The 25,192-nt window shown below is 54.1% G+C and carries 18 protein-coding genes and 1 tRNA gene; 9 read left to right on the forward strand and 10 right to left on the reverse strand.

The features are described from left to right. The first annotated feature begins 318 nt into the window (after positions 1-318). The 3 genes from katG (at position 319) to EGO56_RS06905 (ending at position 3,458) form a co-directional block, all read left to right on the forward strand. Complete coding sequence (gene katG, locus EGO56_RS06895) at positions 319-2,538, forward strand: catalase/peroxidase HPI (protein WP_238349005.1); 2,220 nt, start codon at positions 319-321, stop codon at positions 2,536-2,538. Positions 2,539-2,867: 329 nt separating this feature from the next. After that, positions 2,868-3,125: an AbrB/MazE/SpoVT family DNA-binding domain-containing protein gene (locus tag EGO56_RS06900; protein WP_135910538.1), complete on the forward strand. Its 258-nt coding sequence runs from the start codon at positions 2,868-2,870 to the stop codon at positions 3,123-3,125. Continuing rightward, the gene (locus EGO56_RS06905; protein WP_135908176.1) at positions 3,126-3,458 is read left to right on the forward strand and encodes a type II toxin-antitoxin system PemK/MazF family toxin; all 333 of its coding nucleotides are present in this window, start codon (positions 3,126-3,128) and stop codon (positions 3,456-3,458) included. It abuts the gene before it with no gap. A 105-nt stretch (positions 3,459-3,563) separates the two neighbouring features. Here the strand turns inward: EGO56_RS06905 and EGO56_RS06910 are convergent, their stop codons facing one another. The 9 genes from EGO56_RS06910 to EGO56_RS06950 all read right to left on the reverse strand — a co-directional run bounded on the left by EGO56_RS06910 (position 3,564) and on the right by EGO56_RS06950 (position 13,548). Continuing rightward, positions 3,564-4,634, reverse strand: a complete 1,071-nt coding sequence (locus EGO56_RS06910) for an ABC transporter ATP-binding protein (RefSeq protein ID WP_135908177.1) — start codon at positions 4,632-4,634, stop codon at positions 3,564-3,566. Continuing rightward, positions 4,631-5,611, reverse strand: a complete 981-nt coding sequence (locus EGO56_RS06915; RefSeq protein ID WP_135908178.1) for an ABC transporter ATP-binding protein — start codon at positions 5,609-5,611, stop codon at positions 4,631-4,633. Before EGO56_RS06915 ends, EGO56_RS06910 begins: the two co-directional genes overlap by 4 nt. Continuing rightward, on the reverse strand, positions 5,608-6,555 hold the full coding sequence (gene opp4C, locus EGO56_RS06920) for an oligopeptide ABC transporter permease (protein ID WP_167493445.1): 948 nt from the start codon (positions 6,553-6,555) through the stop codon (positions 5,608-5,610). Before opp4C ends, EGO56_RS06915 begins: the two co-directional genes overlap by 4 nt. Continuing rightward, positions 6,555-7,514, reverse strand: a complete 960-nt coding sequence (locus EGO56_RS06925; protein ID WP_135908180.1) for an ABC transporter permease — start codon at positions 7,512-7,514, stop codon at positions 6,555-6,557. The genes opp4C and EGO56_RS06925 overlap by 1 nt, the downstream gene beginning before the upstream one ends. A 53-nt stretch (positions 7,515-7,567) precedes the next feature. Beyond that, positions 7,568-9,175: an ABC transporter substrate-binding protein gene (locus EGO56_RS06930; RefSeq protein ID WP_238349007.1), complete on the reverse strand. Its 1,608-nt coding sequence runs from the start codon at positions 9,173-9,175 to the stop codon at positions 7,568-7,570. Between the two features lie 369 nt (positions 9,176-9,544). Beyond that, complete coding sequence (locus tag EGO56_RS06935; protein WP_135908182.1) at positions 9,545-10,594, reverse strand: LLM class flavin-dependent oxidoreductase; 1,050 nt, start codon at positions 10,592-10,594, stop codon at positions 9,545-9,547. Positions 10,595-10,616: 22 nt separating this feature from the next. Continuing rightward, positions 10,617-11,567 (reverse strand): aliphatic sulfonate ABC transporter substrate-binding protein, encoded by a 951-nt coding sequence (locus EGO56_RS06940; RefSeq protein WP_135908183.1) that lies wholly within the window; start codon positions 11,565-11,567, stop codon positions 10,617-10,619. Then, the gene (locus tag EGO56_RS06945) at positions 11,564-12,418 is read right to left on the reverse strand and encodes an ABC transporter substrate-binding protein (protein ID WP_135908185.1); all 855 of its coding nucleotides are present in this window, start codon (positions 12,416-12,418) and stop codon (positions 11,564-11,566) included. The genes EGO56_RS06940 and EGO56_RS06945 overlap by 4 nt, the downstream gene beginning before the upstream one ends. Then, on the reverse strand, positions 12,415-13,548 hold the full coding sequence (locus EGO56_RS06950; RefSeq protein WP_135908187.1) for an LLM class flavin-dependent oxidoreductase: 1,134 nt from the start codon (positions 13,546-13,548) through the stop codon (positions 12,415-12,417). The genes EGO56_RS06945 and EGO56_RS06950 overlap by 4 nt, the downstream gene beginning before the upstream one ends. 1,028 nt (positions 13,549-14,576) lie before the next feature. Between EGO56_RS06950 and EGO56_RS06960 the strand changes: the two genes are divergently transcribed. From EGO56_RS06960 to EGO56_RS06980, 5 genes are read left to right on the forward strand one after another with little or no spacing between them, the layout of a single operon-like run. Further along, positions 14,577-17,171, forward strand: coding sequence for a type I restriction-modification system subunit M (locus EGO56_RS06960; RefSeq protein ID WP_135908189.1), 2,595 nt, complete (start codon positions 14,577-14,579; stop codon positions 17,169-17,171). Continuing rightward, positions 17,164-18,513: a restriction endonuclease subunit S gene (locus EGO56_RS06965; protein WP_135908190.1), complete on the forward strand. Its 1,350-nt coding sequence runs from the start codon at positions 17,164-17,166 to the stop codon at positions 18,511-18,513. The genes EGO56_RS06960 and EGO56_RS06965 overlap by 8 nt, the downstream gene beginning before the upstream one ends. Beyond that, entirely contained in the window at positions 18,510-19,565 is a 1,056-nt protein-coding gene (locus tag EGO56_RS06970; protein ID WP_135908191.1) for a PDDEXK nuclease domain-containing protein, read from the forward strand. Before EGO56_RS06965 ends, EGO56_RS06970 begins: the two co-directional genes overlap by 4 nt. Beyond that, positions 19,562-22,825, forward strand: a complete 3,264-nt coding sequence (locus EGO56_RS06975) for a type I restriction endonuclease subunit R (protein ID WP_135908192.1) — start codon at positions 19,562-19,564, stop codon at positions 22,823-22,825. Before EGO56_RS06970 ends, EGO56_RS06975 begins: the two co-directional genes overlap by 4 nt. Next, the gene (locus EGO56_RS06980; protein WP_227819530.1) at positions 22,822-23,532 is read left to right on the forward strand and encodes a M48 family metallopeptidase; all 711 of its coding nucleotides are present in this window, start codon (positions 22,822-22,824) and stop codon (positions 23,530-23,532) included. Before EGO56_RS06975 ends, EGO56_RS06980 begins: the two co-directional genes overlap by 4 nt. Before the next feature lie 86 nt (positions 23,533-23,618). Here EGO56_RS06980 and EGO56_RS06985 read toward each other — a convergent pair. Further along, positions 23,619-23,694: transfer RNA gene (locus tag EGO56_RS06985), tRNA-Asn, on the reverse strand. 333 nt (positions 23,695-24,027) lie between these two features. Between EGO56_RS06985 and EGO56_RS06990 the strand changes: the two genes are divergently transcribed. After that, positions 24,028-25,149, forward strand: coding sequence for a Gfo/Idh/MocA family protein (locus tag EGO56_RS06990; protein WP_135908193.1), 1,122 nt, complete (start codon positions 24,028-24,030; stop codon positions 25,147-25,149). Positions 25,150-25,192: the final 43 nt, after the last annotated feature.

The following is a 25,192-nucleotide window of genomic DNA, read 5'->3' on the forward strand; positions in this document are numbered from 1 at the left end:
TTCTGCTTCGCACCTCTTTCGTCCATCCCTGCAACTACACCGGTTTAGCCAGCGAATGCGGCCATAGCAGGTCTGGCCGCTGCTCAGCCAGCCATGAATAAGACGGTTGTGTAACCGGTTGTGCCGGAATAGTCTGATTAGCATCGATGCCGCTTCGTTGATGATTCCGGGTAGTAACATCCGTTGCGCCATTGCTGGAAGCTGTTGAAACAAACCTTATTCAAAGGGATAAGCTATCAATCTTATAGGATGAGACAGGTGTGAGTTCCTGAAAATCCTCTATAGAGTAGCGATGAAAATACAAAAAGAGGTGTGACCATGAGCAATTCCATTGATGAAGATGCAAAAGATGCAAAGCCTATTGTTGAAGCCGATCGCGAAGCGCCTGAAAGCAAATGCCCCTTTCATGCGGGCAAGCCAGCGCAGCCCAATCAGGCGCCGGGTGGCGGCACAACCAACCGCGACTGGTGGCCTAACCAGCTCCGCGTTGACCTGCTGAACCAGCACTCATCCCGTTCGAACCCGCTTGATGAATCCTTCGACTACCGTAAAGAATTTGCCAAATTAGATTACTCTGCGCTGAAAGCTGACATTAAAGGGTTGCTCACCGAGTCACAGGCCTGGTGGCCCGCCGACTGGGGCAGCTATATCGGCCTGTTCATCCGCATGGCCTGGCACAGCGCCGGAACCTATCGCTCCGTAGACGGACGCGGTGGTTCAGGCCGTGGTCAGCAACGTTTCGCCCCGTTAAATTCCTGGCCGGACAACGTCAGCCTGGATAAAGCGCGCCGCCTGCTGTGGCCGATTAAACAGAAATATGGTCAGAAAATCTCTTGGGCTGATCTCTACATCCTGGCGGGTAACGTTGCGCTGGAAAACTCCGGCTTCCGTACCTTCGGCTTTGGTGCCGGACGTGACGATGTCTGGGAACCGGATATGGACGTGAACTGGGGCGAAGAAGCCGCCTGGCTGGAACACCGTCACCCGGAATCCCTGGCACAGTCGCCACTGGGTGCCACCGAAATGGGTCTGATCTACGTGAACCCGGAAGGCCCGGAACACAGCGGCGATCCTGCCTCTGCTGCCCCGGCGATTCGTGCCACCTTTGGCAACATGGGCATGAACGACGAAGAGATTGTGGCACTGATCGCGGGTGGACATACGCTGGGTAAAACCCACGGTGCCGCACCGGCCAGCCACGTGGGTGTCGATCCGGAAACCGCACCGATTGAAGCGCAGGGCCTGGGCTGGGTTAACAGCCACGGCACGGGCGTCGGCGCAGATGCGATTACCTCTGGCCTGGAAGTGATCTGGTCGCAGACACCGACCCAATGGAGCAACTACTTCTTCGAGAACCTGTTCAAATATGAGTGGGTCCAGACGCGCAGCCCGGCGGGTGCGATTCAGTTCGTGGCAGCTGATGCGCCGGATATCATCCCGGATGCGTTTGATTCCACTAAGAAACACAAGCCGACCATGCTGGTCACCGACCTGACGCTGCGTTTTGACCCAGAGTTTGAAAAAATTTCGCGCCGTTTCCACAACGATCCGCAGGCGTTCAACGAAGCCTTTGCGCGTGCGTGGTTTAAGCTGACGCACCGTGATATGGGACCGAAAGCGCGCTACATCGGACCTGAAGTGCCACAGGAAGATCTGATCTGGCAGGATCCACTGCCTGCACCGGTTTATCATCCAACCGTGGCAGATATCGCCCAGCTGAAAGAGAAGATTGCCGCATCCGGCCTCAGCGTCAGCGAGCTGGTCTCTGTTGCCTGGGCTTCGGCATCGACGTTCCGTGGTGGCGACAAACGTGGCGGGGCCAACGGTGCCCGACTGTCACTGCTGCCGCAGCGTGAGTGGGACGTCAATGCCGTCGCAGCACGCGTCCTGCCTGCGCTGGAAGCCATTCAGCGCGAAGTCCACAAGGCTTCACTGGCGGATGTGATCGTGCTGGCGGGTGTTGTCGGTGTTGAGCAGGCGGCGAAAGCGGCTGGCGTCTCGATCGACGTACCCTTTACCCCGGGCCGTGTCGATGCGCGTCAGGATCAGACCGACATTGAGTCGTTCGATCTGCTTAAACCGCGTGCGGATGGTTTCCGTAACTACGGCACCGGCTTTGGCAAAACCACCACCGAAAGCCTGCTGATCGATAAAGCGCAGCAGCTGACTCTGACCGTGCCGGAGTTAACGGTGCTGGTGGGCGGGATGCGTGCCCTGGGCGCTAATTTCGATGGCAGCCAGCACGGTATCTTCACCCACCATGTGGGATCGCTGAACACAGACTTCTTCGTGAATCTGCTGGATATGCGTACCGAGTGGAAAGCGACCGATGGCAGCAATGAGAAATTCATCGGACGCGATCGCGTGAGTGGTGAAACCCGTTTCACCGCCACACGCGCCGACCTGGTGCTTGGTTCCAACGCGGTGTTACGCGCCTCGGCGGAAGTCTATGCCAGCAGCGACGCCCGCGAAAAATTCGTCAAAGACTTTGTCGCCGCCTGGACCAAAGTGATGAATCTGGACCGGTTCGATATCTGATTGCTGTTGACGTTATTAAAGCTGTAATTCGCTAATACTCAACTGCACCCTAAAAGTCGGAGATCCGACTGATTAAGGTGCAGTTTTTTTTGCCAGATTTCTTCTGATTACTGGCCCTGTCTTCTGCGTATGGAAGCCACGCCGCAACTTTTTCATCGGATTTAGCCCAATCCTTTGCCTCCCCGGAAACGTTTTTTATTCTCATCCTGATGAAGACAGTTGATCCCCGTGCAGGTCCGGTTCAGGAGAATAAGAGAATGGAACTGATTAATAATTGCTCGCCATTGTCCGCCGGTGTTATATTAAAATATAACATCAGGAGGTGTTTTATGTTTATCACGCGTCTTAAAAAGGTTGGCGGATCGGTCATGCTGGCGGTTCCTCCCGCCGTTCTGAAAACCCTGGCATTGTCGACAAACAGCGAAGTCGGTATGACTATCGATAATGGTTATCTGATCGTTAAGCCCCAGAATCGCCCGCGATATTCACTCGAGGAACTGCTGGCGCAATGCGATCCACACGCTCAAATGAGCACAGAGGATCGGGAATGGATTAATGCGCCTGCAGCAGGTAAGGAGAACCTCTAAATGGAGAGAGGGGAAATCTGGCTGGTGACACTCGATCCCACCGCAGGTCATGAACAAAGTGGAAAACGTCCGGTACTGATCGTTTCTCCGGCCTCGTTTAACGCGTTCACCCGATTACCGATTGTGGTGCCGGTCACCAGCGGCGGAAATTTTGCCCGCTCAGCAGGTTTTGTGGTTTCACTGGATGAGGCGGGTTGCAGGACAAAGGGCGTCATTCGCTGCGATCAGCCGAGGACGCTCGATATGGAAGCCCGCGAAGGCAGGCGGCTTGAACAACTACCTGACGCTATCGTGAATGAAGTGCTGGCACGTCTTGAAGCCATTCTGAACTGAACAGATGATTTGGCTAAAAAACCCGCTCCGGTTTCCCTGAGCGGGTTTACGAATCTGGCTCATCTGACCGGGCACGTCTTTGCCAGTAACTGACTACTCATCACGCTAAGCCTGAATGATATTTCTGTCAGGACCGCCCTGATGACCACCAGTAGTTGCGGGTTTCACAAATCTGGTTGCACTGTCTGATGTAACTCCCTCTCTGTTTTGCTGGATCAAATGACACGCCACATGATGCCCGGGCGACACTTCACGTAATTCCGGTACTGCCTCGCGGCACTGCGTTTCCGCCTGCGGGCAGCGTGACGAGAAGCGGCAGCCGGATGGCGGGTGCGACGGATCCGGAATCTCCCCCTTAATCACCGCGATGGGTTCATGTTGTGGGTCGAGCGTCGGTACGGCGGCCAGTAGCGCCTGCGTGTAGGGATGCAGCGGCTGACTGAAAAGGGCGTCGCGGCTGGCGGTCTCCACCAGTTGCCCGAGATACATTACCGCCACGTCATCACAAAGATGTTCCACCACGCCGAGGTCATGCGAAATAAACAGGAAGGTGACGCCGAGGTCATCGCGCAGATCGGAAAACAGGTTGATGATCTGCGCCTGAATGGAGACATCCAGCGCTGAAATGGGCTCATCGGCGACAATAAAGTCCGGATTGAGAATCAGTGCCCGGGCAATGCCAATGCGCTGGCGTTGTCCCCCCGAGAATTCGTGCGGGAAACGCGGGTAATGTTGCGGAGCCAGCCCGCAAATCTTCATTACCGCGATTACCCTGTCGTACAACTCCGCTCGGGTGCAGAGTTTATGCGCCAGTAGCGCCTCACCAATGGCATCGCCGATACGCATACGCGGATTGAGAGAGCTGTAGGGGTCCTGAAACACCAGCTGGATTCTGGGGCGCAGCGCCTGCATTTCCCGCGCCGTCAGCGTCGACAGGTCCTGTCCCCGATACTTAATCGTGCCAGCGGTTTTATCATATAAGCCCAGCAGAGTGCGGCCTACGGTGGTTTTGCCGCTGCCGGATTCGCCCACCAGACCGAAAATGGTGCCCGGACGGATGCGAAAGCTGACACCGTCAACGGCACGAAGCTGACCGGTTTCCTGACCAAACAGGCCATCGCGTATCGGGAAGTGCTTCTTCAGCGCGTCCACTTCAATGATGTATTCAGAACTCATGCGAAAGATTCCACTTTTTCACGGTGAAAACAGGCGGCCTGCCGCGTTGTACCCACCAGCGGCGGTATGCCTGCCCGGCAGATTTCGCTGGCGCGTTCGCAGCGGTCAAAAAAAGCGCAGAATGCGGGCAGCGCGGCAAGGTCTGGCACCTGACCGGGGATGGAGTAGAGCCGACGTCGCCGCTCGCCGGGAACCGGTCGGGACGCGATCAACCCCTGGGTATAGGGATGCAGCGGATTACGCAGTACCTCTGCGGTGGGGCCGTATTCAACAACCCGCCCGGCATACATCACGACTACCTGCTCCGCCATCCGGGCAATGACGCCCAGATCGTGGGTGATCAGCATCAGCGCCATCTGGCTGGCACGGGCCTGATCGCGCAGCAGACGCAGAATCTGAGCCTGAACGGTGACGTCCAGCGCCGTGGTTGGCTCGTCGGCAATCAGCAGTTTCGGCTGGCAGCTGAGTGCCATCGCAATCATGATGCGTTGCAGCATGCCGCCGGAAAGCTGGTGCGGGTAGCTGGTCATCAGACTCTCCGCGCGCGCCAGTCCGACCTGGCTAATCAGCGCGATCGCCTGCTGCCAGGCAGCTTTAGGTGATTCTCCCCGATGGCGAATCAATGGCTCACACAGCTGCTCGCCAATGGTCAGCACCGGATTCAGGGCGCTCATCGGTTCCTGAAAAATCATCGCCAGCTGGTTGCCTCGCAGGTCGGCCATCCTGGCGGGATTGAGTGTCAGCAGATCCTGCCCCTGGAAGCGGATGGCTCCGCCTTCAATACGCGCGGCCTGCGGCGGCAACAGTCCCATCAACGACATGGCGGTAACACTTTTGCCACAGCCGGATTCGCCGACAATACCCAGGGTCTGTCCGGCATGAATAGTAAAGGAGACCTCCTGCACGGCCTGTACACGCCCCTGTTCGGCGGCAAAGGAGACGGATAACTGTTCGAAGGTGATCAGTGGCTGGCTCATTTCTGGCTCCGTTTCATGCGGGGATCGAGCGCATCACGCAAGCCGTCGCCCAGTACGTTAATGGCAACCACGGTGATAAAGATGGCGATGCCCGGTGGCATCCACAGCCACGGGCGACGCTGGAAGTCGATCAGGCTATTGGCGGCATCCATCATATTGCCCCAGGAGGGGGTCGGCGGGACGACGCCAAGACCGAGATAGCTCAGCGCCGACTCGCTCAGAATGGCGTTCGCCACAGCCATCGTCGCCATGACCACCAGAATCGGGATGGTATTGGGCAGCAGATGACCAAACAGGCGGCGACGTGATGACAGGCCCAATACCTGCGTTGCCAGCATAAAATCACGCTCGCGCAGCGAAAGGATTTGCCCGCGCACCAGCCGCGCCAGTTTAGGCCACTCCAGCAGGCTCAGCATGATGACCACCATATAGATGCGCGCATCCGCAGAGAAATCGAGCTCCGACAGCATGGCGCCGGCGACAATCAGCAGCGGCAGGCTGGGTATGGTCATGACCAGATCGGCCAGACGCATAATCAGCTTGTCGGTCAGGCCACCCGCGTAGCCCGACACGGCACCGAGCAGATAACCCAGCGCCACCGACAGCAACATCGTCAGCAGGCCAATGGTCAGCGAAATGCGCCCGGCAAGGAGCAAACGGGTGTAGACGTCCCGCCCCAGGAAATCGGTTCCCAGCCAGTGCTGCGCCCCTGGCGGTTTATTGATCATCAGGGCATCCGTGGCGTCATCCTGCCACGGTGACCAGATTGGTCCCAGCACGCACCAGATTGCCATGACAATCAGTAAAACCAGGCACACCATCGCCAGCGGATTGCGCCGTAATGCCTGCCATGCCTGGCGCCACGGTGAGGGCGTGGCCTGGGCCAGTGCCGGGATTACCGCTTTGCGCAGGCGGCGTTGCGTGGAAAAAAGTGAACTGATCATCATGAACTCACCCGAATACGCGGGTCAGCCCACGCGTAAAGCACGTCGGCCAGCAGATTGCCGAGGATAGTTAATACCGCCAGAAACAGCGTGAAACCCATCAGCACCGGATAGTCACGCGCAGCGAGCGAATCGATGTGGATATGTCCTGCACCCGGCCAGTTGAAGACTTTTTCGGTGATAATGGCACCCGAGAACAGGCCCGGCAGCTCAAAGCCGAGCAGGGTAATGATCGGCAGCAGCGCATTGCGCAATGCATGTTTCATGATCACCGTGCGTTCGCGTAAACCTTTTGCCCGGGCAGTGCGGATGAAATCCATTTTGATGACGTCGAGCATGCTGGCGCGGAAATAGCGCGTCAGGCTGCCCGCCTGCAACATCACCAGTGCCAGCACCGGCAGCATCAGGTGGGCCGCCACCTGGACAATGTAGGCCCAGCCGCTGTCATCACTGCCGGTGTTGGTCATGCCGCCGACCGGCAACCAGTGCAGATCTACCGCGAACCATTTGATTAACAGCAGGCAGAGAAAAAAGGTCGGAAAAGACATTGCGGCAAACACCAGCACGCTGACCAGATGATCGAACCACGAGTTGGGTTTGATTGCCGACGCGATACCGGCGGCAAGGCCAATTCCCCAGTAAAATACCAGCGCGACACTGGCGAGCAGGAAGGAATTCCAGACGTACTGGTTAAGCAACTGAGTGACAGGAATCTGGTATTGCAGTGAGAAACCCAAATCACCCCGCAACAGCTGGCCGAGCCAGTGCAGATAGCGGGTGAGCAGCGGCTGATCAAGGCCATAAATCGCCTTCAGCTCAGCCGCGCGCGCGGCGGTCAGCGTCACGTTGCCATCAATAAAGTCACCGGGTGTCTTTGCAAACAGCATAAAGATGATAAAAGAGGCAAACAGCAGCATGGGCAGGGTGTTCAGCAGCCGCCTCAGGATAAAATTTCTCATGGTCTTCTCATATCAGCCGTCAGGAAGCCCTGACGGCTGAACAGTGGGCAAGGTTACTTAACGATTTTGACGTCCGGCAGACTGCCGGTCAGGCCGTTATAGATATCCGGTTTAAAGCCGGTCACGCGGGCGCTGCTGGCGGAGAGGATCTGGCGATAGCCGAGCAGGATCACCGGTGGGTCATCTGCCAGCACTTTATACAGCTGGTGGTAAATCGGTTTGCGCTGTGCCACATCCAGCACGGCATTGCCTTCATTAATCAGCTTATCCACCTGAGGATTGTTATAACCAGACTCCTTAGCTTCGGTGCTGTAGTAATCCCATACCCCGTCATGCGGATCGTTTAACGTACTGGTACTAAAGGACGCCAGGTCGTAATTGCCCGCTTTGCGCTGGGCCATCAGCGCATTGAAGTCCACCACCTGGGGTTTCAGCAGCACACCAATTTGCTGCCAGTCCTCTTTGGCGATCGGGATAAGCGCGTCGTTCAGCACTTTTTTGCTTGCCAGTAAGGTCAGTTCAAGACGTTTGCCGTCCTTTACGCGAATACCATCGGCTCCGGGTTTCCAGCCCGCCTCATCAAGCAATTTTTTCGCCTGTGCCGGATCGTATTTGTAGGGATTCACGCCATCCGGGTTATACGCCCAGGAGATAGGCGCGATAGGTTCGACAGCAACCTTGCCATACCCCTGGTACACCACATCGATTAGCTTCTGACGATCCAGCCCGTAAATCAGCGCCTGACGCACTTTCGCATCCTGCAACGCGGGGCGGCGAACGTTGAACTCGACTTTGCTGTAATCACTGGACCCGTAGAGGTTGATATTGGCAAAGCCGAGCAGTTTCAGCTGTTCAATATCATCCGGTCGTGAAGTAAAGGCGTCGTAATCCGTTTCACCGGTCTGGAACAACTGGAAATTGGTTGAGGGGTTAGTGACGCGATAAATAAAACGAGGCGTTGGCGGTGTGCCACGATAAAAGTGGCTATTGGCATGAAAACGAATTTCCTGCCCGGGGATGTATTTGTCATAGACATAGGGGCCATTGCCCAGCGGTTTGCCATGCAGGGTGCGCAGATAGTCAAGATTGCCACGCTTATAGCCTTTGCCGTAATAAGCTTCCGACAGCACCGGCCCGCCAATTTTTGCCAGTGTGGTTGCGCCAGGTTGTGTGGTGGTGATCTGGAGCGTGAGGGGATCGATCACTTTCAGGCCACTGACGCTGTCGGCTTTACCTGTTTTATATTCCGCGCCCCCGGCAATATTGGCGAGGGTGATGTCGGTGTCGCCATCATATTTCGGGTCGTACAGGACGGTAAGGGTAAAGGCGACGTCTTTAGCGGTGAGTGGGGAGCCGTCGCTGAACGTCAGATTGGGGCGCAGCTTGATGGTATAGACTTTGTTATCCGGGCTTACCGTCCAGCTTTCCGCCAGACCCGGCACCAGATTGCCGTGGCTGTCCCAGTCAATCAGGCGTGAAAAAATGACGTTGGTGACATTTTCATCCCAGCCGTTGACAAAAAAGTAAGGGTTAAAAATTCCCTGAGGTTCAGAAATGCCCGCCACCACCGTGTCTTTGCGCAATTTCGCCGTCGCCGGAATCTGGCTGGAATCGGTCGCCGGGGTGATACCTTCTTTAAGGGTATCGTCGGCAAACGTCATAGAGCTGAAGGCTGCCAGGCTGCTGAAGAGTGCTATTTTAAGTCTGAACTGTATGCTTTGTTTGTTTATTAAACTGAGCAAAAGAGATCCCTCAAAAATATAATGACAATGTTCATTTACAAAAACTGAAAATTAATCTTCCCCTGATCCGGTGTCTAACAATCAAACGCTATAACAAATAACGAAATGTCCTTATGTTATTTATGGATAAGCTTGGGAATAATTGTCTTTATTATAAGAATGCGACTCAGATCAACGTTACGGCATAATAAAAAGATCGGTTAAGAATCCGGACGTCCGCGCTATTTTTAACGCGTTAAGCCGGAATGCTACGGTTAGGATATTTGCCGGTGACTGTCATTTTGGATTTCATTCAGGCTCAACGGGCGAGACATGCGGCAGTGCTGTCCAGCCCAGCTCCGGCGCAATCAGCGTCGCAAAATCGCTGATAATCTGGCTGTACTCCGCATAATGCAATTCATAAGGCAGTTCAATTCTCAGCTCATTCACCAGACGTAAGACGGGATCGTGAAACAGCCGTTCGAGAATCTGCTCCGCACTGCCCACGATATCCTGAGAGAACAGGGTGCGTCGGGAGCCTTGGGGTGCCAGAGTGCGCGGGTAGCGGCTGGCGGCAAACTGCTGATAATGTCTGCGGGTGGTGGCATCCGCACTGTCGGTGGGAATGATGACGCGTCCCAGGGCGATGCGCGCCGCATGCCGACCGGCAGCCGCGAGATTTTCACGATACAGCTGGATTTGCGCCCGCTGTGCCTGGTAAAAATCGTCCGTTTCTTCACCGGAGGTGAGATTACCCGCGAGCAGATTAAATCCGTGGCTGCCTGCCCAGCGCGCCGAGCGGAGTGATCCTCCGCCATACCACAATCTGTCGACCAGACCGGCCGCAAAGGGCTGAATACGCGGGCGTTGCGTATTGCCGGGTGAGAGAATAACCGTATTGTCATCGCCGAAGAAGCGGCCACTCAGGTTATCGCGCAGAGTCAGGACGCGCTGGTAAGAAAAATCCTGCTGCTGCCAGGCATCACCCCAGACAGAATGACCGATTAACTCAAGATGATTGGGTGCGCCTGCGCTCAGGCCGACATTCAACCGCCCCCTGGCGAGGATATCGACTGTCGCCAGGTCTTCAGCCAGACGAAATGGACTCTCATAACCCATCTGAATCACGGCGCTGCCCAGTTCTATCTGGCGGGTACGTTGCGTGGCGGCCGCGAGAAAGGTGCTGGCTGACGATACGCCATGTTCCAGATGTCGCTGGCGTACCCATGCACCATTAAAACCCAGCTGCTCACCGCGTTCGAACAGCTGTAACGTCTGTTCAAGACCCTGAAGCGGAGCGTCATCAGGATAATTTCCCGGTGTCAGAAACGAGATATGCGAGATAGCCGGTTGCGTCATTCTGTTTTACTCATACCGGGGCTTAAGGCGTCAGCGTGACGACATGCTGGCGAATATCCGGATGGCTGGCGATCAGACCCTGTTGCTGATACCAGTCGGCTATATGCCCGATATGGGTTATCGCGGCGTCATCGACCGGCGTAACAGGAACGGTGTTGACCTTGCCCAGCAGTGCTGCCAGTGTGCTTCCCTGCTGCCCCATCTGTGAAGCCCAGATCTTACCTGCCTCAAGCGGATGGGCTTTGGCCCAGTGGTTCTCTTGCTGCAATACGTCATAAACCCAGTAAAGCACTTCAGGATGCGCCTGATAAAACGCCTCGCTGACGAAATAACCTGCTGCATTTTCCGAACCAATCTGCTGACCCGTACTTAGCTGGCGGGCGTCATAACTCTGTCTGGCCAGAGAGAGGAAGGGATCCCAGGTCGCCCAGGCATCGACATGTCCCCCTACAAATGCCGTACCGGTGTCGGAAGGGCTGAGATAAACTTTGGTCACCTCCTGCTCCGGAATCCCGGCACGATCCAGTGCGCGTGAGAGCAGATACTCGCCGGTCCCGCCTTTGTTCACCGCCACTTTTTTGCCGCGCAGATCCTGCAACGAATGGATATCACTGCTATTGCGCACCACAATGCCTTCACCTTCAGCGGGCATGGCCTGATAAGCAAAGAAACGCAACGGCAAACCCGCAGCGATGGCGGTAACAAACGCTGTGGAGCTGCCGGTGGTCATGTCAATTGAACCGGCATTTAACGCCTCATAAGCAGGGGCGGCAGCCGCAAACGGGCCCGACCAGACGACATTCACCTGATGCGCGGCCAGCGCTTTTTCCAGCGTTCCTTTCTCTTTAGCCAGCGCTAAGTCCGTGGGACCACGCAGAAAACCAATGCGCAGCGTGAGCGGTTCAGTCGCCATGGCCATCCCGGCACACAATATCAGCGCAGCAACAGCGGTACGGGTTATCCAGCGGGTCATGTCTGTCTCCTGGCGTTCAGTGATAAAGCCGGCGGGATGAAACCCACGGCAAAAAGATCGTCAGCCTGCTGCTGCTGTTCGGCTAACAGAGCGTCACTGGCCGGGGTGATACCCCAGGGACGCCCGCGTATTGTTTTCAGCCACTCATCAGGCAGGATGGCCGGGTTGAGTTTGTCGGCAAGAATCTGCGCGGCGGCTACCGGATGCTGCTCAATCCAGGCATCATTTACGCGCAACTGTTTCACGACCCAGGCTGCGACTTCGGGGTAGCGTTGCTGCCAGGCGGCACGCGTCCAGAACAGTGAACGGTTAATGATTTCATCGCCGACGGTGGAGCGCGCAACGACATCCTTTATCTGTAACGCGCGAGTCAGCCAGGGATCGATCGCCAGCCAGCCATCAATGTCGCCATTGCGTAACGCAGTCATGGCATCCTGCCCCTGCAGGTCCAGCAGGGTGACATCGGTGCGGCGCAGGTTCTGTTTTTGCAGCAGACGCGCCAGAAAATGATCGGTGAAAGAACCGGGCATGCCCGCCAGTCGCTTACCACGCAGCGAGGAGATAGCGTTGCTTTGTAATGTCAGCAACGCGCAGTTGTTATTACGTGGCGGCGAGCTGGCGAGATAAGCGACGTCCAGCCCGGTGGCCTGCGCACTTATCGGCGGGGTTGACCCGGTGCCAACCACATCGACCTGTTCATCAGCCAGCCACTCGCCGCTGCGTGCGCCCTGGGTATAGTCGAACCATTCCAGCTGCCAGCCCCGGTCTCTGGCGGCAGGTTCGATGACACCGCGATGGCGCAGAATAAACAGCGAGAGATTACTGGGATGGCTTCCCAGACGGATTTTCATTGTGCTGGATCTCCACTTCCGACCGGACGATCCCACAAATTTCCCCAGGTAAAGGTATTCTTTGCCGCGTCATCCGGCGGGGTGAGTGACAGTCGTGGCATCACCAGTTCGCTAAAGCGATAGGCTTCCTCCAGCAAGGGGAAACCGGACAGGATAAACACCTCAACCCCCGCCTGCTGATAGGCTCGCAGGGTCCGTTCTACCGTCTCCGGACTGCCGACGATAGCGGTGCCAGGTCCGGGACGCACCAGGCCAATGCCCGCCCACAGTCCAGGGTAGATCTCCAGCTCGCGCGGATCAGCGGGTTTCTGATCATTGTGCAGGGCACTCATACGGGACTGGCCTATGGAGTCTGAACCGCGGGCCAGCTGCTGCCGGGCGGCAATGGCGCTGTCGTCCATCGAGGCATAAAGCGCGTCTACCGCCTGCCACGCAAGCTCATCGGTTTCGCGCACGATCACATAAAGACGAATGCCGTAGCGTAACTGGCGATGGTGTTTATCGGCTCTGACTTTCACCTGGGCGATTTTCTCTGCGGCTTGCGGCGGGGTTTCCCCCCAGGAGAGATAGGTGTCGATGTGCTTTGCCGCGACTTCCTGTGCCGCTTCAGAGGAGCCACCAAACCACAGCGGTGGTGGGGGATATCCGCCATTGCTTAATGCCAGCCTGGCGTTCTCAATATCCAGGTGTTCCCCTTTGAAGCTGACATTTTCTTCATTAAGCAGGGGACGTAATACCTGCAAAAATTCGTCACTGAGATCATAGCGGGCATCGTGATCCAGGTGCATGCCGTAAGCACCCAGCGTATTTTTATCACCGCTGACCACGTTGAGCAGCACCCGGCCTTTCGAAAACTGGTTAAACGTCACGGCCATTTTGGCAAGCAGGGTGGGTGAGATCAGACCCGGCTGGATAGCAATCAGGAACTTCATGCGTTCGGTATAGGGAATGAGTGACGCCCCCAGAATCCAGGGGTCATGGGCCCCGGTCGCCAGCAGCGCGCCGGTAAAACCCAGATGATCTACCGCACGGGCGACCTGCTGGAAATAGGCGTAGTTAACCTGCCGGCTGCCGGAGGCGGCCCAGGGTTGATGACCGTCTGGCGCGGTCAGATACCAGTAAATTTCCACGGTGGTTCTCAAAGTAATACAAACAGGAACCAAAGGAATAACAAAGGGTTATTGCGAGGGGAAATACCAATTATGGCAAAGTTTATCTATATCCAGGCTTAAGGTTATTTATCAAGCCGGGTTATGAGTGTTGTTAAAATAAACGGGACCCTGCTGGGCCGTTATTTATCCGTTACTAACAGTGATTCGCTTTCAGGTCATATTTTGACGCTTTACGGCGTTAAATAACGTATCAACAGGTGGATATCATTGGCAGGAGATAGTGATTGCGGTTTTTTTGTCAGGCTATGTTGTGCGGAGTTGGTATCAGTTACCCGCTTGCCCATTTCAGGCTGGCATCATCACAATCAGCGTTTATTAAACAGAAACAGGCTCGCCTGATTAGGGAATGATGACGCATCGCGGATTGCTTTCCCTGTGAGTTATTCTCTGTGGCGTTGTCTGTCATTGAATATTTGTTGTGGAACATTTGAACGGACATCAGAAAAGCAAAAAGCCCGCTCAGTTTCCTGAGCAGGCTTGCCGAATTTGGCTCTCTGACTGGGATCGCCTTTGCCAGTAACTGGCTAATAAATAAGCTAAACCTTAATCCTCTGCCTGTCAAGACCACCAGAATGACCCCCAAATTGAACGATGTTTATACGGCAAGAGTGCGGCAAGTAAAGGGTTATGAGATGAGGTACTTGTTAAGCGTTGGTCGATCAACACGCCAGGCGACTTAAAAGGAAGATCTCTCTAACCGTACCCTCGTCATCAAGTTGTCAGGCTGATACAATTCAGGGCATCGTTTAGTGCAACCAAACCATCCGTCAGTAAGAGTCGCATCTCCGTAAACGCCATAAATACAGTGTTTATATCCTTCCCTGAGGCAGGGCAATGGTCGAACCGAACTTCAAAAATAGCGACCGTGATTTCGCTGGCTGCTATGAAAAATGGGATCAAAACCTGTCTCATTGCTCTTGTGATCGACTTTCTGATGGCGTTGGGTTAATCCCAGCGACAATTAAATCCGAGGTACAGATTCACCAATGTCGTCTCCTAAACTTACACTCGCCCGCCTTGAAAGCCTGCTGTTGACTGCATGTGATGACCTGCGCGGCAATATGGACGCCAGTGAATACAAGGAATATATCTTTGGTATGCTGTTCCTGAAGCGTGCCAGTGACCTGTTCGATCAGCGCCGTGAAGAAATCAGGAAAGAAGGCAAAATAGCTGGCCTGTCGGAAGCAGACATCGCCCTCAACCTGGAAGATCCGGACCAGTATTTCGGCAAATATTTTTACGTTCCGCCGCGTGCGCGCTGGAACGACCCCTGGATAAATGCTGCGGGCAAGCCTCAGCCTGCGTTAAAACATGTTAAAGACAACGTTGGCTCAGCGCTTACCAAGGCCCTGGAAGAACTGGAAGACTGTAACACTGACGCTCTGCAGGATGTGCTTAAGGGCACCATCAACTTCAACCGCAAGATTGGCCAGAACACACTTGATGACGATACTCTGGTTGATTTTATCCAGAACTTCGAAAAGATTCCGCTGCGGGATGATGATTTTGAATTCCCTGACCTGCTCGGTGCTGCCTATGAATGGCTGATTAAGCACTTCGCCGATTCCGCGGGCAAGAAGGCGGGTGAGTTCTACACCCCAGCAGAGGTGGTGCGCATCTGCGTTGAGATTTGTGACCCACAAGCTGGCATGAGTGTCTACGATCCAACGGTAGGTTCGGGCGGTATGCTGATTCAGGCGCGTGACTATCTGCGTGAGTGTGGCGCGGATGCCAGCGAACTGTCGCTTAACGGACAGGAAAAAATGGGCACCACATGGTCTATCTGCAAGATGAACATGCTGCTGCACGGAATTTCGCACGCCGATATTCGTAATGCCGACACCCTGGTTGACCCGCGGCATAAAGCTGAAGATGACGAACTCAGGCGCTTCGACCGCGTGCTGGCCAATCCCCCGTTCAGCCAGAACTACGCACGCAGTCAGTCCAAAGACGACGGTACAGGTACTAAGAAAAAAGTCCCCATTGCCTACCCTGGCCGTTTCCACGTGTGGATGCCGGAAAAAGGGAAAAAAGCCGATCTGATGTTTGTACAGCACATGTTAGCAGTGCTCAAAAGCGATGGCCGCATGGCTACCGTGATGCCGCACGGCGTGCTGTTCCGAGGCGGGGAAGAGCGCGAGGCGCGCCAGTATTTTATTGAGCGAGGCTATCTTGAAGCGGTGATCGGCCTGCCTAGCAATCTGTTTTACGGTACTGGTATTCCAGCCTGTATTCTGGTGCTCAACAAGGCGGGTGCCGCAGAACGTAAGCATGTACTGTTTATTAATGCCGATCGCGAATACCGCGAAGGCAAGGCGCAGAATCACTTGCGACCGGAAGATATCGACAAAATTGTTCAGGCTTATCGTGCCGGGCAAGATATTCCGGCCTACGCGAAACGCGTGGCAGTGGCGGATATCCAGGCCGAAGAATACAACTGCAACATCCGCCGCTATGTTGATAATGCACCGCCGCCGGAACCGCACGACGTGCGCGCTCATCTGCACGGTGGCGTACCGGTCAGTGAGGTGGATGCTCTCGGCCACTTCTGGCACAACTATGCCGGTCTGCGTGAGAGCTGCTTTGTTCCGCGTGCCGTCAGCGCGTCTTCGGGTGATGGTGCGGTGGCCTATGCTGATTTTTCTCCAGCGCTGCAAGACAAGCGTGCTATTGCCGAACATATTAATAACCATCCTGGTGTTTCCCAACGACAAGCTCAATTTATGACCGGGCTGCAAAGCTGGTGGCAGCAATACCTGCCCGTGGTTGAAGCGCTGGCACCCGATGCGGATAACCAGCAGGCCAAGACCACTAATGTCTATCAGATGCGGGCCACGCTGCTCGATAGCATTGAGCGCACCTTTGCCAGCCAGCATCTGCTCAATAACTACCAGGTGCGGGGTGCCTTTGCCAATTACTTCAAACTGCTTGCCTCTGATTTTAAATCCATCGCCGCCAGCGGCTGGGGACCTGAGCTGATCCCCGATCAGGATATCCTGCAAAGCCAGTTCCCGCAGGTGCTGGTCGAACTGGAGCAACAGCATGCTCGTCTGGCTGAACTGCAGGCCCTGTTTGCTGCCGCTGGCGAAGAAGACTTTGAAGACACTGACGATACCGGCGTTCTGCCTGCCGATGAAGTTAAGGCCCTGAAAGCAAGCCTGAAAGAAGCTAAGAGCACAATGAAACTGGCCAAGCGCGACAGCGCCTTTGGTAACTGGCAAAGCCATCAGCGGGAAGTGGTTCGTATTGAAGCACAACTGGCTCGCCATAAAGCGCTGGAAGATGAAGCAAAAATACTGAAGACAGCAATTAAATCCACCGAGTCGAAAAAATATGAACTGGTTGAGCAGGCGCGTCTGAAGATCGGTAAAGATGACGCGAGGAAGGTGATTGTCGAGCGCTTAGGTAAAGTACTGTTCGACAGCTATCGCCAGTATCTGCGCGCCGATCAACGATCCTGCATTGCGGCGATTGAAAATCTGTGGAGTAAGTACGCGGTCACGGCTAAGCAGATTGAGGCAGAGCGTGATGATGCAGCCAAAGCCTTGCAGGCGTTTTTGATGGAGTTGGGCTATGAGTGAACTGCGTTATTCAGCTTGGAAAAAAGTCAGACTTGGTCAGTTAGTTAAGGGATTTAGAGGGGTTTCATATCACCCTGAGGATCTTCTGGCTCATGAATCAGAAACTTCAATTACTTTGTTAAGGTCAACAAACATCCAGAACGGTAGTTTAGTGTTCGATGATGTGCAGTTTGTACCATCTTGGTTAGTGTCTCCAACACAGATATTGAAAAATGGAGACATTGCCGTTTGTATGTCAAACGGGAGCAAAGCCCTCGTTGGAAAGTCAGCCCAGTATCACGATGAAAACGTCACTGTGTTTACGGTTGGAGCTTTTTGCTCAATTTTTAAACCGATTGAATTAGCTGAGGCTGATTTCATTTTCCATTTGTTTCGTAGTCAAACTTATCAGCATAATGTTGACTTGGTATTAGCCGGAAGTGCAATAAACAATCTCAAAAATTCAAGTATTGAAAACATTATTTTTTCTGTGCCAACATGCGGAAAGTTACGCCAAAAAATTGCGACAATTCTCACATCAATCGATAGAACCATAGAAAAAACCGAAGCTTTGGTCGCCAAATATCAGCAAATCAAGGCTGGTATGATGCACGACCTGTTCACCCGAGGAGTGTTGCCTGATGGCCAACTTCGTCCTTCTCTCAGTATGGCTCCCGAACTATATCAGGAAACGGCGATTGGTTGGATTCCGAGAGAGTGGAAGGTCCCCACTCTCGAAGAATTGCTTGCACCACTACCGAACAATATCCGCAGCGGACCATTTGGTAGTGCCTTACTTAAACATGAACTGGTTGAGAATGGCATTCCATTATTAGGTATCGATAATGTTCATGTAGAGCGCTTTGAACCTGAGTTTCGTCGGTTTGTAAATGAACGGAAATTTAAAGAGTTAGCCAAGTACAGAGTTCGTCCCCGTGATGTGGTCATCACCATTATGGGAACTGTCGGTAGATGTTGCGTCATACCTGATAATCTTGAACTAGGGCTCTCTTCCAAGCACCTTTGGACGATGACATTTGATCTTGAGAAAGTTATCCCTGAATTGATCTGCTGGCAGCTTAATCATTCAGCTTGGGCTAAAGCGTGGTTTCGCCGTGCTATGCAAGGGGGGATAATGGATGCAATTCAGTCCAGTACATTAAAGACTCTGCATTTGCCTGTTCCCGGTATTAACGAGCAAACATTAATTTATGCTCGGTATATCAAGATTTCGGAGCAAATTCAGCATGAAAGTTCGCTACTGAAAAAACTCAGAAAACAAAAACAAGGCCTTATGCAAGATCTGCTCACCGGCAAAGTGCCGGTGCAGATTGAGGAACCTAACATAGAGGTAACGGCATGACGCCAGAGCGCCCGGTTTCGATGACACCAATGCCCAGTGACTACGCCGACTGGCTGGTCGACCTCAAGGGCCGTATCCATAGCGCCCAGCAGCGTGCTGTACTGGCGGTCAACCGGGAACTGGTGGGACTGTATTGGCTGATAGGCCGGGATATCCTGGTTCGTCAGGCTGAACAGGGCTGGGGGGCCAAAGTCATTGAACGGCTGGCGCATGATTTACGCGCAGCCTTTCCTGACATGAAGGGATTTTCACCGCGTAACCTCAAATACATGCGTGCTTTTGCCGAAGCCTGGCCGGATGAGGAATTTGTGCAAGCGGTGCTTGCACAATTGCCCTGGTATCACCAGCTAGCCCTGCTGGACAAACTTAAGCGCCCGGAAGATCGTCGATGGTATGCCACCAAAGCTATCGAACACAGCTGGTCGCGCAACATATTGGTGATGCAAATCGAAACCGGTTTGCTACAGCGTAGCGGTACAGCAGTAACCAACTTTGATGACAGCCTGCCTCAGGCGCACTCTGACCTGGCGCGGGAATCACTGAAAGATCCGTACCGTTTTGATTTCCTCGGGCTGACTGAGGAAGCACAGGAACGTGAGGTGGAAAAAGCGCTGGTAAAGCATGTGACCGAGTTTCTGCTGGAGCTGGGCGCGGGTTTTGCCTTTGTCGGGCGACAGGTGTTGCTGGATGTTGGCGGTGACGAGTTCTTTATCGACCTGCTGTTCTACCATCTCAAACTGCGTTGCTATGTGGTAATTGAACTCAAAGGCGGTAAGTTCAAACCCGAGCATCTTGGGCAATTGGGATTCTATCTGACGGCAGTGGATCGGCAGGTGAAAGACGAGCAGGACAACCCGACCATTGGTCTTTTGCTCTGTAAGAGCAAAAATAAAGTCGTTGCCGAATATGCCTTAGGGGATAAGTCCCAGCCGATGGGTATTGCTGAATACAAGTTAGTTGAATCACTCCCGGCTGAGTTGCGAACCAGCTTACCAAGCATCGAACAACTGGAGCAGGAACTGGCAGGGAATGCAGAAGAGGACTCTGTATGAGCGAATACCGCGAAGTCGAAAAGCCGTTTCTGGACCAACTGGCTGAACAAGGCTGGACGGTAATTGACCAGGGCAGCGGCATCCCACAGCAGGCAGTTCCCAGCCTGCGCAACAGCTTCCGGCAGTGGCTTTTGCCGCAGGTGTTCGACAACGCCGTCCGCGCCATTAACCGTACCGACGATAATCGTGAATGGCTGACGGACAGACAGCTGGAAGAGTTGCGAGGCCAACTTCTGCGCCAGCCTAATCGTACCCTGCTGGAGGCTAACGAGGCGGTGCAGTCGCTACTCTTCAAGGCGCAGACCGACAGCAACGAACTGACTGGTGAGGCCGATCCGGTGGTGCGCCTGATTGACTTTCACACACCAGCGAACAATCAATTTCATGCCGTTAACCAGTTCCGCATTGATACGCCGGGCTGTGTGAAGGCATTTATCATCCCCGATATTGTGTTATTCGTGAATGGTATTCCGCTGGCGGTGGTGGAATGTAAGAAAGGATCGGAAACCTGCGCTAACCCGATGCAGGAAGCCTTCGTGCAGTTGCAGCGCTATATGGGACGACGGAAGGAAACCACAAACGCGGGCCTGAAAGAGGGGGAGCCGCGCCTGTTCCACAACAACCTGTTGCTGATCCGCACTTGTGGCTTGGAAGCGGACTACGGCAGTATTACCTCTGGCGAAGAACATTACTACGCCTGGAAAACGCTTTACCCGCAAGATGATGCCGCCCGCGAGGGCATGAATGCCCAGCAGCAACTGATTGCCGGGATGCTGAATAAGACCAATCTGCTACAGATTTTGCGCACCAGTGCGGTTTTTATGGATACCGACGGTGGGCCACGCGTCAAAGTGGTATGCCGCTATCAGCAGTTTCGTGCCGCGGGCAAGATCATCGAGCGCCTGCGTCAAGGCGATACAGTGCTGGAGCGTAGCGGTGTGGTGTGGCATACCCAGGGCTCAGGCAAGTCGTTGACCATGGTTTTTTTGGCCCGAACGATCCGTGCCAGTCTCGACCTGAGCGATTACAAGCTGGTTCTGGTGAATGACCGACAGGATTTGGAAGAACAGTTGTGTAACACCGCTACCCTGATCGGCGGGCGGGTGAATGTGATTGAAAGCCGCCAGGGCTTGCGTGCACATCTTGCCACTGATAGCTCGGACGTTAGCATGGTCATGGTGCACAAGTTTCAGGAGCAAAAACAGACGTTGACTAATGCAGTCGCCGAGGCGCTGGGTACCTATCTGGCCATGCCCGCAGGTAAGACCTTTGGCGTGGTGAACAGCTCTGAACGCATCATTTTGATGATTGATGAGGCGCACCGTACGCAAAGTTCGGACCTGGGTGATAACCTGTTTGAGGCCTTTCCCAATGCGGCCCGGATTGCATTCACTGGCACGCCCTTGATTACCGATCGTCATGGCGAAAAGAAAACCCACAAGCGTTTTGGCGAGTACATCGATACCTACCGGCTGATGGATGCGGTGAACGATGGCGCTACGCTACAAATCCTCTATGAGGGCAAAACCGCTGACAGTGCTCTGAACGAGAAGCATGCTTTTGATACGGCGTTTGAAGATTTATTCAAAGACCGCAGTGATGAGGAGTTGCTGGCGATCAAGAAGAAATACGGCGCTACCGGCGACATTCTGGAGGCAGAAAACCGTATCAACGCCATTGCTCGCGATTTGGTTGCACACTATGTTGACAACATCCTGCCAAATGGCTTTAAGGCACAGGTGGTGTGCCATTCCAAGCTGGCCTGTGTGCGTTACCGCAACGGTATCGAAGCGGCATTAGCTGAACGAATAGCCAAGGAAGAAGGGTTGACTCTGCCAGATACAGCGTTGATTGAGCGCCTGCGTTTTCTGAAAACTGCGGTGGTGATCTCCAGCGATGGCACTAACGAAGCAGCCTTTATCACCTCTGCGCGCAAACAGGCACAGCGCATGAATGCGGTGGAGAACTTCTGCCGTAGCTTCGATTTGAATGATCCCGACAAAGCAAATACCGGCATTGCCTTTCTGATCGTGTGTGACATGCTGCTAACGGGCTTTGATGCGCCGATTGAGCAGGTGATGTATATCGATAAAAAATTACGTGAGCACAATTTGTTACAGGCTATCGCGCGTACCAACCGTGTGAAAAAGGGTAAACAGCGGGGATATATCGTTGATTATATCGGTCTGGCCAATCATCTGACCGAGGCACTGACGCTGTACGCCGCCAGTGATGAGTTGCAGGAACTCCACGACGGAATGCAGAATATCACGTCAGAGTTGCCGGTGCTGGAGGAACGCTATCAGCGGTTGCTGCAACATTTCAGCGCCTTGGGGATCAGGCAGATTAGGGCCTTCGTTAATGGTGAGTTGCCTCATCTGGATGCTGAGGCCGTCATCGTGCATGAGGCGGTCAAGGCGCTTAAAGACGAGAAAAAACGTGCAGACTTCGAGGTCTACCTCAAAAAGTTTCTGATGAGTCTGGATATCATCCTGCCGCATCACTCTGCTCAAGCCTATCGTGTACCTGCAAAACGGTTCGGCTACATTTTGCAGGTCGCCAGAGAGCGTTATAAGGACACCAGTCTTGACCTTGGTAGCGCGGGTGAAAAGGTTAAGGCCCTGATTAATGAGCATCTGATCAGTCTTGGAATCAACCCGAAGGTGCCACCGGTAGAGTTATTATCAGAAGACTTTCTTGAGAAGCTGGCCAGTCATGCTGGGCAGAACAGTGAAGCCAAAGCGAGCGAGATGGAACATGCTATCCGCAAGCACTGTACCGTCCACCACGATGAGGATCCTGCCTTCTATAAAAGCCTGTCTGAAAAGGTGAATGCACTGATCGAGAAGCACCACGACGAATGGGAATTGCTGGCTGAAAAACTGACTGCTCTACGTAAGGAGGCTATTGCAGGCCGACAGCAAGGTGAGGGGGGGATGAGTAAGGAAGTGACCACTTTTTACCAGCACATTGCTCGGCTTGGCTTTGCCAGTGGTACTGTTAATGATGCGGATAAGCCCGCGTTCAAGGTATTGATGGGTACCTCGGTGACAATACTGCAAGAAAGCATTGCCAGCATCGACTTTTGGCTGAATCCTGACAAACAAAAACGTGTGCGTGGTTTGATTAAAACCGAGATCGCCAGGACCGGAATCGAGGAGTTGAAGCTGAATCGTGAGCGAGTTGCCGTGGAAATCATGAAACTTGCTAAAAATCGCCATGATGAATTGATTAACATGGTACGGACGGAGGATATATGATGCAACGCCGCCAGATTCGCGATATTGAATATCAATTATTGCCAGGAAGCGATCGTCAGACTACCGACATTGTGATTGAACGCAACGGTGCTATTACCGTGCGGCCTCCCCAGCGAATGACTCCTGAGCAGGTAGATGAAACCGTGTTCAGCAAGCGCATGTGGATCTACCGTAATCTGGCTGAGTGGCGCGATCTCAATGCTACTCGAGTAGTGCGCGAATGGGTTAACGGTGAGACTTTTCTCTATCTGGGGAGGGGCTATCGACTTCAGTTAGTCGCGGGACAGAACGACGATCTCAAGCTTAAGGATGGTCGCTTCTGCCTGCGGCGCGATATCGTCCAACAGGGAGACGACTTCGCGGCCCATCAGGCGTTCGTACTTTTTTACCAGGTTAAAGGTTTGCCTCGTATACGTAGCCGAGTGGCTTTGTTTGCAGCCAAAGTGGGTGTAAACCCCGGTACAGTACAAATTAAAGATCTGGGTTACCGCTGGGCTTCATGCGGCATGAACGGCGAACTCCATTTCCACTGGAAATGCCTGATGGCGCCGCTAAGCGTCATTGACTATATCATCGTCCACGAGCTTTGCCATCTGCGTTATCGGGATCACTCGGATGCGTTCTGGAACGAGGTAGACAAGGTATTGCCGGATTATCGCGAAAGAAAAGAGTGGCTCAGGGGCCGTGGGGCTGGATTGGATCTGTGAGAAACTGGTTGTCTCTCTATTTAATGAAAATCCCTGTCGTTATATAAAAAACCGCCCAGGTTTCCCTGCGCGGTTTTTTAAAATTTTGGCTCCTCTGACTGGACTCGAACCAGTGACATACGGATTAACAGTCCGCCGTTCTACCGACTGAACTACAGAGGAATCGTTTGAACGGGGCGCATAGTAACGGCCACGCCGGATCATGTCAAAGCTCTTTTTCACAAATCTGCGCGACTGCTGAAATAGTCACCACAATAGCGATTCGGACCATGAATGAATGGTCATCTCAGCGGCTTCCTGCGTTAAAAAGAGGCAGGTCAGACTGAGGTGTTTATGAGGTGTTCTGACGCGGTAAAGCCCTTGTCAGACCGCACTACGCATGATTTAACCGGATAGTTTTTTACAGGCGTCACAAAGTCTCGATTCTGACTTTGTCAGCAACAAATATGAAACGTAGATTCCATTTCAACCCTGAACTGAGTATCCGGAGTTGAAATGAACAAAGTCAGAATCGGCATGATTGGCAGCGGCTATATCGGGCGCTGCCACGCAATAGCCTATGCCCAGGCCCCCACTGTATTCGCGCTGAAAGGCGAAATCGTGCGGGAGATGCTGGCCGAAGTAAATCCTGAGCTGGCGGCGCGTCAGGCGGCGACCTTTGGTTTTGCGCGGTCCACCGGTGACTGGCGCGCGCTGGTCAGCGATCCGGCGATTGATGTGGTAGATATCTGCGCACCCAACTTCCTGCATAAAGAGATGGCGCTGGAGGCGATACGCCACGGCAAGCACGTCTATTCAGAAAAGCCGCTGTCGTTAAGCGTGGCGGATGCGCAGGAGATGGTGGCAGCTGCTGAGGCGGCAGGGGTGAAAACCCTGGTTGGTTTCAACTACATGAAAAACCCGACCAGCCAGCTGGCAAAAGAGATTATTGCCAGAGGCGAGATTGGCGACGTGGTGCATTTCTACGGCACCCATAACGAGGATTACCTCGCCAGACCGGAGACGCCGCTCGACTGGCACTGCCAGAAAGCGCTGGCAGGCCTTGGCGCGCTGGGCGATCTGGCAGCGCACATCGTCAATATGGCGCACTATCTGGTCGGCGATATTGCTGAGGTGAGTGGCGATATGATGACGGTGATCACCTCACGGCCTGATCCAAAAGAACCTGCCCGGCAGTTACCGGTTGAAAACGAAGATCAGGCCAGCGCGCTGCTGCGCTTCCGTAATGGCGCACACGGCGTGATTGAAACCTCACGCATTGCCTGTGGCGCAAAAATGGGCCTGACCTATGTTGTCACCGGCACCAAAGGCACGCTGCGTTACACTCAGGAGCGCATGGCTGAACTGGAGATTTATCTGCATGACGAACCTGCCGGGCGACAGGGATTTAAAACCATCCTGACCGGACCGGCCCATCCTGATTACGCGAACTTCTGTGTCTCTGCCGGGCACGGAATCGGGTTTAACGATCAGAAAACGGTGGAAATCCGCGACCTGATTAACGGCATCGCAGCCGGCGATCGCATGTGGCCCGATTTTGCCGAGGGACTGCAGGTGCAGAAGGTGCTGGAAGCGATTGCACACTCCGCTGAGCAGCGCCGCTGGGTCGAGGTGTGAGGTTGAATATGAGGCAGAGTGGACCTGGCGAACTGGCAGGCTA

Source organism: Pantoea vagans (assembly GCF_004792415.1).
Classification (GTDB): Bacteria; Pseudomonadota; Gammaproteobacteria; order Enterobacterales; family Enterobacteriaceae; genus Pantoea; species Pantoea vagans.

Excerpts from the sequence above, each read along its gene's own strand:
- EGO56_RS06940 (WP_135908183.1), bottom strand. The coding sequence starts at position 11,567 with ATGACCCGCTGGATAACCCGTACCGCTGTTGCTGCGCTGATATTGTGT.
- EGO56_RS06945 (WP_135908185.1), bottom strand. The coding sequence starts at position 12,418 with ATGAAAATCCGTCTGGGAAGCCATCCCAGTAATCTCTCGCTGTTTATT.
- EGO56_RS06930 (WP_238349007.1), bottom strand. The coding sequence starts at position 9,175 with ATGACGTTTGCCGACGATACCCTTAAAGAAGGTATCACCCCGGCGACC.
- EGO56_RS06975 (WP_135908192.1), top strand. The coding sequence starts at position 19,562 with ATGAGCGAATACCGCGAAGTCGAAAAGCCGTTTCTGGACCAACTGGCT.
- EGO56_RS06990 (WP_135908193.1), top strand. The coding sequence starts at position 24,028 with ATGAACAAAGTCAGAATCGGCATGATTGGCAGCGGCTATATCGGGCGC.
- EGO56_RS06915 (WP_135908178.1), bottom strand. The coding sequence starts at position 5,611 with ATGAGCCAGCCACTGATCACCTTCGAACAGTTATCCGTCTCCTTTGCC.
- EGO56_RS06970 (WP_135908191.1), top strand. The coding sequence starts at position 18,510 with ATGACGCCAGAGCGCCCGGTTTCGATGACACCAATGCCCAGTGACTAC.
- katG (WP_238349005.1), top strand. The coding sequence starts at position 319 with ATGAGCAATTCCATTGATGAAGATGCAAAAGATGCAAAGCCTATTGTT.
- EGO56_RS06910 (WP_135908177.1), bottom strand. The coding sequence starts at position 4,634 with ATGAGTTCTGAATACATCATTGAAGTGGACGCGCTGAAGAAGCACTTC.
- EGO56_RS06900 (WP_135910538.1), top strand. The coding sequence starts at position 2,868 with ATGTTTATCACGCGTCTTAAAAAGGTTGGCGGATCGGTCATGCTGGCG.
- EGO56_RS06925 (WP_135908180.1), bottom strand. The coding sequence starts at position 7,514 with ATGAGAAATTTTATCCTGAGGCGGCTGCTGAACACCCTGCCCATGCTG.
- opp4C (WP_167493445.1), bottom strand. The coding sequence starts at position 6,555 with ATGATCAGTTCACTTTTTTCCACGCAACGCCGCCTGCGCAAAGCGGTA.
- EGO56_RS06960 (WP_135908189.1), top strand. The coding sequence starts at position 14,577 with ATGTCGTCTCCTAAACTTACACTCGCCCGCCTTGAAAGCCTGCTGTTG.
- EGO56_RS06965 (WP_135908190.1), top strand. The coding sequence starts at position 17,164 with ATGAGTGAACTGCGTTATTCAGCTTGGAAAAAAGTCAGACTTGGTCAG.
- EGO56_RS06980 (WP_227819530.1), top strand. The coding sequence starts at position 22,822 with ATGATGCAACGCCGCCAGATTCGCGATATTGAATATCAATTATTGCCA.
- EGO56_RS06935 (WP_135908182.1), bottom strand. The coding sequence starts at position 10,594 with ATGACGCAACCGGCTATCTCGCATATCTCGTTTCTGACACCGGGAAAT.
- EGO56_RS06905 (WP_135908176.1), top strand. The coding sequence starts at position 3,126 with ATGGAGAGAGGGGAAATCTGGCTGGTGACACTCGATCCCACCGCAGGT.